We start from the raw sequence: 8,621 nt of genomic DNA, 5'->3' as shown, positions 1-8,621 counted from the left end.
GGAAGCAATGGAAAACCATCCGTAACCGGTACCGTAATCTTATAAAACTTGGCTTATCAAAGTATTACGCAAGGATGTGGAGCAAAACGAGTATAGGTTACAGCCGTGCGGCTCGTAGTCCGATACTATGCAGAACCCTCACCAACGCATACTTTAGGAAAGAAGGCTATGTCGGATTTTACGAACGCTATTATCTGAAAACAGAAAGTCAGATTAAATTATTCTAACAAACCGCCGTATACCAGACCGGTACGTACGGTGGTGTGAGAGGACAGTGAGGGAAATAATCCCTCACTTCCTACTCGATTGTTAATCTGATTTCCTTTGCTATTCCATTACCGAGGTTTAACTCAATAAGCCCTAGTATTTTAAAAGGAGAAATATTTTTGAGGTCACTCATATATAAACCATATTTTCCTGTTCTAAATTCGTAACCAGTGCATATACTACTTTTAGGCTCTCATATACAGAGTTTAATATTAACATATCAGGGGGAGCAGAGCTAAACAAAGGTTCAGAAGAAAATTCTGAACCTTTTCTTTTTTATTTTAAACCCTTACAGGTTCTAACCTGCATCATTCTACACAGTATAACTTCCTGCGCTTATTTTAAAGATTTCATGAGACATCCTCCCATAGTAATTCTTACAGCTGTAACCTGGAAAAAAGTATGCTAGTTTTATTCGCCACTTCGATACGTTTAATGCTGCGTTGTGTTTTATGAGATTGATCCGGATATGGTTGCTTACATCAGAAATTTTATCATGAAACATGATTTTTTTTCTTACCACTGCATCTTTTTTTGACCATCTGTTTTACCTTGCCGCCTGTAGAATTTCATATTTGATAAGCTCCCACACCTTACCCTTTAGGCAAATAGGATCAAATTCATTGTCGGCAGTTTCAAAATTTGTGAGCTGAAAAAGTATTTCTTTGGGATCGTGAGAGTAGGGATATCGCTGTTCATGCAATGCGATCAATTCTGGTATTGAATAATTTTCAAGAATCTCATGGACATCCCAAAAATCTTTTTTCCTGCCGCCCCGTTGTATTACATCCATTTTCATAGCCGCAATCTCTTCTACGGTGGCGAGACGAATGCCATCTTCTATATGTGGCTCCTGGATAAAAGAATTGGTATAATAGATGTCGAGTTTAAGATTGTCCTCTTCGCTATTTCCAAGCAGATATGAACATCCCATACCAATTAGTCCGCCGTTGGATTTATTGAAATAAGCATATTTATTTGACAAGTGGTTTTCCAGTACCTCAAAGTTTACTGTTCTATACTCCTGATCCGTAAACAAATCAATATCGATAGACATTCTGTGACCGAGATGCAGACTGGGTGCTGTACCGCCTACAAGCCGGAAGTTTTTAAACTCGTTCTGTTGCATCAAATCTTAAGCACAGACTCCAGCAATGGAGCAACTGTATTCCAGTAGAGCATGATTAATTAATTGGTGAACCCGTTAATACCTCGTCAACAGCTTGCTTGCCATAAAACCTAATGATTTCGTTTTTTTCCTGCTCATTACCCCGTTCAAAAACCCGCGTAATGATGGCTTTTTTTTGCTTTATCCAGTCGATACTTTCAAACCTGGTGTCCCAAAAAATTGCTTTCCTGAATTTCTTTAAATCAGGATGGAGCTTAAGGGAATCTTTTTGCTTTATTTGCTTTATGTCAAAATAAGTCTGGAGAATCATAAAAAAGCCTTCTTCTATACCCAGTTCATGCTCGATCTTTAAGGCAAGTGGAGTGTTCATAGCTCGTTTCCCCTTAGTGATGGCACCTAGGGTTTGAGGATATTCTCCAATCGAAATCGCAAAACGTCCCTTAGCGAGCTTCCTCTTTTGAAGCTCCCTTTCCAGGAAAATGCCTGGATGGATTCCTTTTAAGGCTTGGATTTCATCTATGTTCATAATATAAAGATAAGAAAAACTGTTTAAACAAGATTTAATAAACAAAAATGTTTATTTCTACTTATAACTTCAGTAACAACCCTGGGATTTTTGAACGTGAATTAACAAAATTAATCAAATAAACAATTAATTATCAATTCATTAAATAAACAAACTTTTATTATTGCTTCCTGGAGACAAAGTATGCTGCTGTCACCTCAGACCTTCACATACACCCTCCTCCTATCCATCACCCAACCCACTACCCACATCATCAGCATAAAAACCACGGCAAACGCTAATGACGCATTCTTTGGCGACAGCCAGTTAGTAAACGCATTTTTATAAATAATACCTTTCAACGAAGGGCCATCAATGTGAATAATACCTATCAAAACAGCCACTACCCAGCTTAGTATATAAATGAACAGAGGATTTTTTCCGAATACTTCAAAAAAATAACTCCACTTTTTAAATTGCCAGATATCTAACACCCATATCAGCCCGGCTAATAATACCATATCTATTCCCGATGTATATAATACATAGGAACTGGTCCACAGCGCCTTATTAAACGGGAATATTACATTCCAGCCCATGCCTATAAGTATCATGATAGCGCCTATTCCACTAAGCCCTTTTATAGCCGCCAGGCGATCGCTTTGTTGCAGGTAGCTGCCACATAGATAGCCAATCAATACATTTACAACAGAAGGGAGCGTGCTTAACAAGCCCAAGGGCTCAAAAGGAATATCATAATGCCTGTACATATTTTTTGGGGTGAGATAAAGGAGATCGATTTTCAGTACTGCGTTGCCAGGCAACGTATAGTCGCCAAAGCTGTATAGGATCAGCCAGTAGCCAGCCAGTAAGACGCCTGAAATAATCATTAACCAACGCCTGTTGAAATAATATACCAGGATGGCCGCGAGGGTATAACATACGCCAATACGTTGTAAAACTCCCCAGAGGCGAATGCCGGTCATGTCTTTCCATTCGTAATGCCCGCCTGTGAAATTGACAAATGGAAAGGCGTTTAACAACCATCCGATTGCGAAAATGATAAACCCCCGATAGATGGATTTTTTAAAAAATTGCTTTGCCGGCAATAGTTCTAGCTTATGTATGCTAAAGCTGAGCGCATTTCCAACCACAAACAGAAATGAAGGGAATACAACGTCGGTGGGTGTACAGCCATGCCAGGTGGCATGTTCCAGCGGTGCATAAATTTCGCTCCAGCTGCCCGGGGTATTGACGATAATCATGAACGCTACCGTCATACCGCGTAATACATCCAATGCAAGATATCTTTTCGGCGTAATTTTCATTGCTGCTATTTATAGGAATAAGATCTCCGCGAAATCCTCTTTCCGGTGAAAGTCGGGCGTCCGGGCGGTTACATGATTCCATGTCAGGAAATGCGGCGTAGGCAATTCATCCCCACATTTGTGAAAATTGCCCCGCACCTTCATAGTAGCCAGGTCGGATATCTGGTGAAAACAGAATACGGTAGCGGGTATTACAATGGTAAGCTCCCAGTTGAAGCGCCTCGATCCCCGCTCTGCTTTAGAGCGTATATGCGTTGATGTGGTGATGCTGTCTGTTGCATGTAGATGCAAAGGTACCCGGTTGTTACGCGTAGCGCCAAAGCCGACTTTGTGCCAACCAATACAATTGAACTCCAGGTTATAATATTTATCATCGTCCTGGAAGGCTACAAAAAACTCCACGCAACTATCTTTATGAATATCGCCATTGGATGCGGAAGCTGCTAAGAGAAAACTCTCATCTACATAGTATTTCAGGAGTACGGCTGTACTGCTGTGGGCCATTACAAACGAGGCTGTAACCTCATGCCCGTATTGCGGCCATGGGTTACAGGCTATTGGCACTTTCTGGTATTTGTCGAGCAGGTTGCTCACTATTTGAGGACCCGGAGATCCTTCCAGGTTAATGAACGGTACTTTTAACAGTTGCATAGCTCTCCGGTTTTAACGCTGCTGTCTGCATCCAGGTAAAGTACCGCCCCGCTGTGCGTACGCAGAATGGTAGAAGGGAAACGTGTTTCAATGGGTTGTTGCAACGTGTTGTAAACAGCCGTCGCTTTACGCGGACCCGGTACCACACAATAAATATAAGGAGCCTTCATCAGCGTTGGAATCGTTAGCGTGATGGCATGTGTAGGCACATCCGGCAAGGTTGCAAAACAACCGTCGTTCACCTGCTGTTGCCTGCATTCCTGGTCCAACTCTACAGTTTTTACAACTTCTCTATCATTGAAATCAGCTACGGGAGGATCGTTGAAGGCAATATGCCCATTCTCCCCTATTCCCATAAATACAAGGTCAGGAGTATGTGTTTTTAATAATGCTGTATACCTTTCAGTGTCGTTGATATAGTTAACAGTGCGAAAATCTACTTTATCAAAGATCGCCGCTTTCAGGAAGTTGCCGAAACGCTGCGGAGCATCGGAAGGCAGGCCAATATATTCGTCCATATGGAAGGCATTGATTCGATCCCATGCTACGCCTGGTTCTTTTTGGAGCGCTTCCAGCAATTCCTGCTGTGACGGCGCTGCGGCAAAAATTACATTCACTGTTTCCTGGTGCGTTAACAAATAGCGGAGCGTGGCTGCCGCGTCGGTGGCGGCTTGTGTTCCCATCTGTTTCCTGGTAGCAAAAACTTTTACGGTTAACTGGCCGGCTTTAAATTCCTTCATGTCGTGTATAAATTATATTTCCTGATACAATGGTGGTTTGAATGTTGATGTTTTCGTCGAATATGACAATGTCGGCATCCCGTTCTTTTTCCAGCGTTCCTTTCTGATGGCTGATACCCATGATCCGTGCAGGCGTTTCAGTTATCATGCGCACGGCATCAGTTAATGGTATTCCGGCCTCTGCGATCATGGTTCGAACGAGCCTGTCGGCGGTTGCCACACTGCCGGCAAATGAGCTTCTGTCGGGTAATTTCGCTACTCCATCTTCTACAATAACCGGCAACCCATCCTGTAGGCTTCCAAGTATGGAAGTTGGGGTGCTGGTAGCGGCGGCCCGCATGGCATCTGTAATCAACGCGGTGTTTTCCGGGCCCTTCAGTTTGTAGATCAGTTTCAGTAACGATGCTGGTAGGTGTATCCCGTCTGCAATGATCTCTACTGTCATATCGTCTATCAGGTAAGCAGTTTCGATGACGCCTGCGTAACGGAAGGCGTTTCGGCGTGTGACGCCCGACATAGCGGAATAAAAATGCGTACAATGCGTATAGCCTACGGCGTAAGCCGGTAGTACTTCTTCATAAACAGCATCGGTATGCGCAATGGAAGGCAGGATATTATGCGCTTTCAGTACCTTTCCCATCTCAATGGCGCCAGGCCTTTCGGGCGCTATACTCCAGCGTTTAACATCTTTAGAATGCGCCAGTACTTCCAGGTACTCGGCAGGCGAAGGATCGTGGATATATTTCGGATCCTGTGCGCCGCGTTGGTTCATAGAAAAGTAAGGGCCTTCTATGTGGATGCCTATAAACTGTGCGCCCTGCCTGTTCTGTGCATTGGCTGCGGCATAGGTGTCTAACGTCTGCAGTAACGATGCCTGGCCGCAACTCAGCGTAGTAGGCATCATTGCTGTGGTTCCATATTTAGCGTGGATGTTGGCGATAGTGAGAAAGGCTTCTACAGTATTATCCATAAAATCGGCTCCGCCGCCTCCATGTATATGCAGGTCAATAAACCCCGGGGAGATATAATGTCCGTGGGCATCAATTTCTGTAGCGCCGGGTATTTCCGGGTTTCCTGCTCCAGTTTCTATAATCTTATCGCCGCTTGCCAGCACATAGCCGGAGGGAATAATACCGGAAGGGGTAATCACTTTTCCGTTAAACACTTTCAGGTATCTCATAATTTCGTTTTATAGTACGTTTCCAGCGTTTTAAATTATAGCCGGTGAACGCGTAGAAAATAAGGTACAGGTAACAAGGCAGCAATACTATATAGGCGAATTGCAGCCCTGACCTGTCGGCCAGCCAGCCATATATCAATGGCATAATGGCGTTGCCGCAGAGGCCCATTACAAGCAGTGAAGCGCCGGTTTTAACAAAGGTTCCCAGCCTATCCATCGCTGCTGCCCAGATGCCGGCCCAGATCATAGAATTGGCGAGGCCCAGCAGTATCATAAACCATACAGATATATCCGTTGTATGGTTCAGTAACCGTATGTTGCCATGCGTGAGCACTACCAGGACGCTTAGCACAAATCCAAGAATTGTACACACTCTTAACGCCGTGAGCTGGGAAATGAATCTGGGAATAATGCTGATGCCAACCAGGTATCCAATAATGGTAGTGGTAAGAATATAGGATGGAAATACCTTTGCCTCAATAAGCGGCATACCCATGCTGGCGGTGTAGTTAATAATACTGTCGACCGCTATTACCTGTGATCCTACGTGAAAAAATATTGCAATAGCTCCCAATACCAGGTGCGGAAAATCGAGTATGCTTTTTTTTCCTTCCAGTTCCACGTTCCCATCACTGTTCTCTATCTCCGGCAAGGGAGAATACCGGATAAATAAACCGAACAGCAGCAACACTCCTGTAAGTATGGCGTAGGGAACGATGACCCTGGATATCAGCTCATCCAGTATCTGCGCCCGGTTGGAGGCATCCAGCAGGTGTACGTTCTTCAAAAGCTCGTTATCGCCCGGCTTGATCAGGAAAGAAGCGAAGGTTACCGGCGCCAGTATGCCAGCCAGTTTGTTGCATATACCCATGATGCTGAAACGTTGGGCAGCCCGTTCTTTCTGCCCTAGTATCGTGATATATGGATTGGCCGCCGTTTGCAGTATAGCCAACCCTAACCCTATTGCAAACAAACCGGATAGGAACAGGTGATATTCTCTCTTTATGCCAGCCGGTACAAATAACAGGGTACCAGCGGCCATCAGCCAGAAACCTACCATCATACCTTTCCTGTAACCGGCGCGTTTAAGCAGGTAGCCGGCGGGTATAGCCATTACCAGGTAAGCGATATAAAAGGCAAAGGCTACCAGGTAAGACTCGAAGTTGTTAAGCTCGCAACCTACTTTAAAATAGGGTATCAATATAGCATTGACCCAGGTTACCATGCCAAAGATGAAAAACATGATGGCGATGATGACAATGGGAACAAATGATCCGTTTTTATTTTTATCTCCGGGCATGGGCGGTAAGTTTTGCTATTAATGATTGATACCGTGCGTTGCGGGCAGCATTTTCCAGGGCAATATCCGATGGGTATAACAGCTCTTTGTTAAGCTCCCCGAATCGCTGGTCTAATTGCCCTGGATCTAAGGCCTGTAGCTGCCGTAAAAGCATGCTGGCCTTATCTGCCGTGTAATTGTCACTGTTCATAACCTCCTGTACCTGCATGCAGGCGAGGTAGAATATCCGGATATCGCTCATCAGCAGGTAATGTTGCCAGAGCGACTTATTTTTTGCGGGAGTTAATTGTCTCAAGTCCTGGCCGCTTAACCTGGCGGAGTCCAGCAGCGCCGACAGAGCGATGTTTGTACCAACCGGCCGGCCCTGCGATACATCATAAGGCGCACGGGTAAGCGCCTTGTAAAACCGGCGGGCCTGTGCAGGCGTAAATCCGAACTTGTTCCTCGTATAGTCGTTGACGAATGATCCGATATCTAGCGGTTGCTTATTATGAAGGCTTTCGAGGTAGGCGCTGACCAGCATGTCGAAACCTGAAACAGGATATACGCGGCGTACTGCTACCATATCTGTCATTTCGGTAGCCGATTCAAATACCTGGTCGTAGATGCCGGACGTGGACCAGGAAGTCATCACTATGCCTTTATATCCCATCTGGCGCGCTTGTGGGATGAAAGTGCGGATATTATTAAAATGCTTATCCCAATCGGTGAGGTAATAGTTATCAGGCCCGCTTCGCAGCGCTGGTGAACCCCATATTTCAAACCCGCTCTGCATCAACTTTTCATGGTCTCCAAACCTGTTCAGGTCCCAACCATAGTTCCAGTCTATGAAAATAGTTTCTTTTGGTAGTCCTTTAAGGGCATCGGGGTACTTCAAAGCAATATCAGCCCACACCAGCGGGGTTTTACCCAGCTTTACCACTAATTCGCACAACATTTTGATGTAGTCGCCATACAACCGTCCTTTACCCAGGCTATCGGCTTTGGCTTTCGACTCAGGGGAATGGCCCAGCAAATAGGTTTCGTCTCCGCCAATATGGAGGTACTTTGAGTGATGCGTACTGATCATATCGCTGAACAGGTCTGTAAACAACGCTTTGCAGGCCGCTTCCCTGGTAGGGTTTACCTGTGAGTAATCTTTCTGATCTTCTCTTAAATCCTTATATCGCTGGTGGCGGAGAATATACTCAACATGCCCGAAACTTTGCTGTAATGGAATTACATCGATATGCAGGCTATCGCAATAGCTGATAAAATCAGTTATTTCTTTTCGCGTATAGGCGTTGCTGTTTGATATAACAGCATGCTTTTCGTAAGGATAGCTGGCCTCCCACTCCATTACCAGGGTATTGATGCCATGTTTGCCCAGATTCAGCACAAATGCTTTCAGGGCAGGCATTTTCATTACCTGTATCCGCAGGTCAAGATGAAATCCTTTAATTTTAAAATCATCCTGTTGAGCCGCTGTGGGGCGGCTTAACAGGATGAGCAATAAACAGGCTATGAAGCGTATTTTCATTA

The 8,621-nt window shown here is 44.7% G+C and carries 8 protein-coding genes; all 8 read right to left on the bottom strand.

Annotated elements, in window-relative coordinates; genetic code table 11:
* Positions 1–814: 814 nt before the first annotated feature.
* The gene (locus BLV62_RS16955; protein WP_211117822.1) at positions 815–1,396 is read right to left on the bottom strand and encodes a nucleotidyl transferase AbiEii/AbiGii toxin family protein; all 582 of its coding nucleotides are present in this window, start codon (positions 1,394–1,396) and stop codon (positions 815–817) included.
* 55 nt (positions 1,397–1,451) lie between these two features.
* Positions 1,452–1,922, bottom strand: a complete 471-nt coding sequence (locus BLV62_RS16950; RefSeq protein ID WP_089763154.1) for a helix-turn-helix transcriptional regulator — start codon at positions 1,920–1,922, stop codon at positions 1,452–1,454.
* Between the two features lie 197 nt (positions 1,923–2,119).
* Positions 2,120–3,229 carry an acyltransferase family protein gene (locus BLV62_RS16945; RefSeq protein ID WP_089763153.1) on the bottom strand — a complete coding sequence of 370 codons (1,110 nt, stop codon included), beginning with the start codon at positions 3,227–3,229 and terminating at the stop codon, positions 2,120–2,122.
* 9 nt (positions 3,230–3,238) lie between these two features.
* Positions 3,239–3,880: a carbohydrate-binding family 9-like protein gene (locus BLV62_RS16940; protein ID WP_089763152.1), complete on the bottom strand. Its 642-nt coding sequence runs from the start codon at positions 3,878–3,880 to the stop codon at positions 3,239–3,241.
* Positions 3,868–4,620 (bottom strand): 6-phosphogluconolactonase, encoded by a 753-nt coding sequence (locus BLV62_RS16935; protein ID WP_211117824.1) that lies wholly within the window; start codon positions 4,618–4,620, stop codon positions 3,868–3,870. The genes BLV62_RS16940 and BLV62_RS16935 overlap by 13 nt, the downstream gene beginning before the upstream one ends.
* Positions 4,607–5,800 (bottom strand): N-acetylglucosamine-6-phosphate deacetylase, encoded by a 1,194-nt coding sequence (gene nagA / locus BLV62_RS16930; RefSeq protein ID WP_089763151.1) that lies wholly within the window; start codon positions 5,798–5,800, stop codon positions 4,607–4,609. Before nagA ends, BLV62_RS16935 begins: the two co-directional genes overlap by 14 nt.
* Positions 5,778–7,100, bottom strand: a complete 1,323-nt coding sequence (locus tag BLV62_RS16925; RefSeq protein ID WP_089763150.1) for a sugar MFS transporter — start codon at positions 7,098–7,100, stop codon at positions 5,778–5,780. The genes nagA and BLV62_RS16925 overlap by 23 nt, the downstream gene beginning before the upstream one ends.
* Positions 7,087–8,619, bottom strand: a complete 1,533-nt coding sequence (locus BLV62_RS16920) for a beta-N-acetylhexosaminidase (protein WP_211117826.1) — start codon at positions 8,617–8,619, stop codon at positions 7,087–7,089. The genes BLV62_RS16925 and BLV62_RS16920 overlap by 14 nt, the downstream gene beginning before the upstream one ends.
* Positions 8,620–8,621: the final 2 nt, after the last annotated feature.

Source organism: Chitinophaga terrae (ex Kim and Jung 2007), from assembly GCF_900107795.1.
GTDB lineage: Bacteria > Bacteroidota > Bacteroidia > Chitinophagales > Chitinophagaceae > Chitinophaga > Chitinophaga terrae.
The sequence above is the reverse complement of the archived record's forward strand: the minus strand, read 5'-3'. Positions and strand labels throughout refer to the sequence as shown.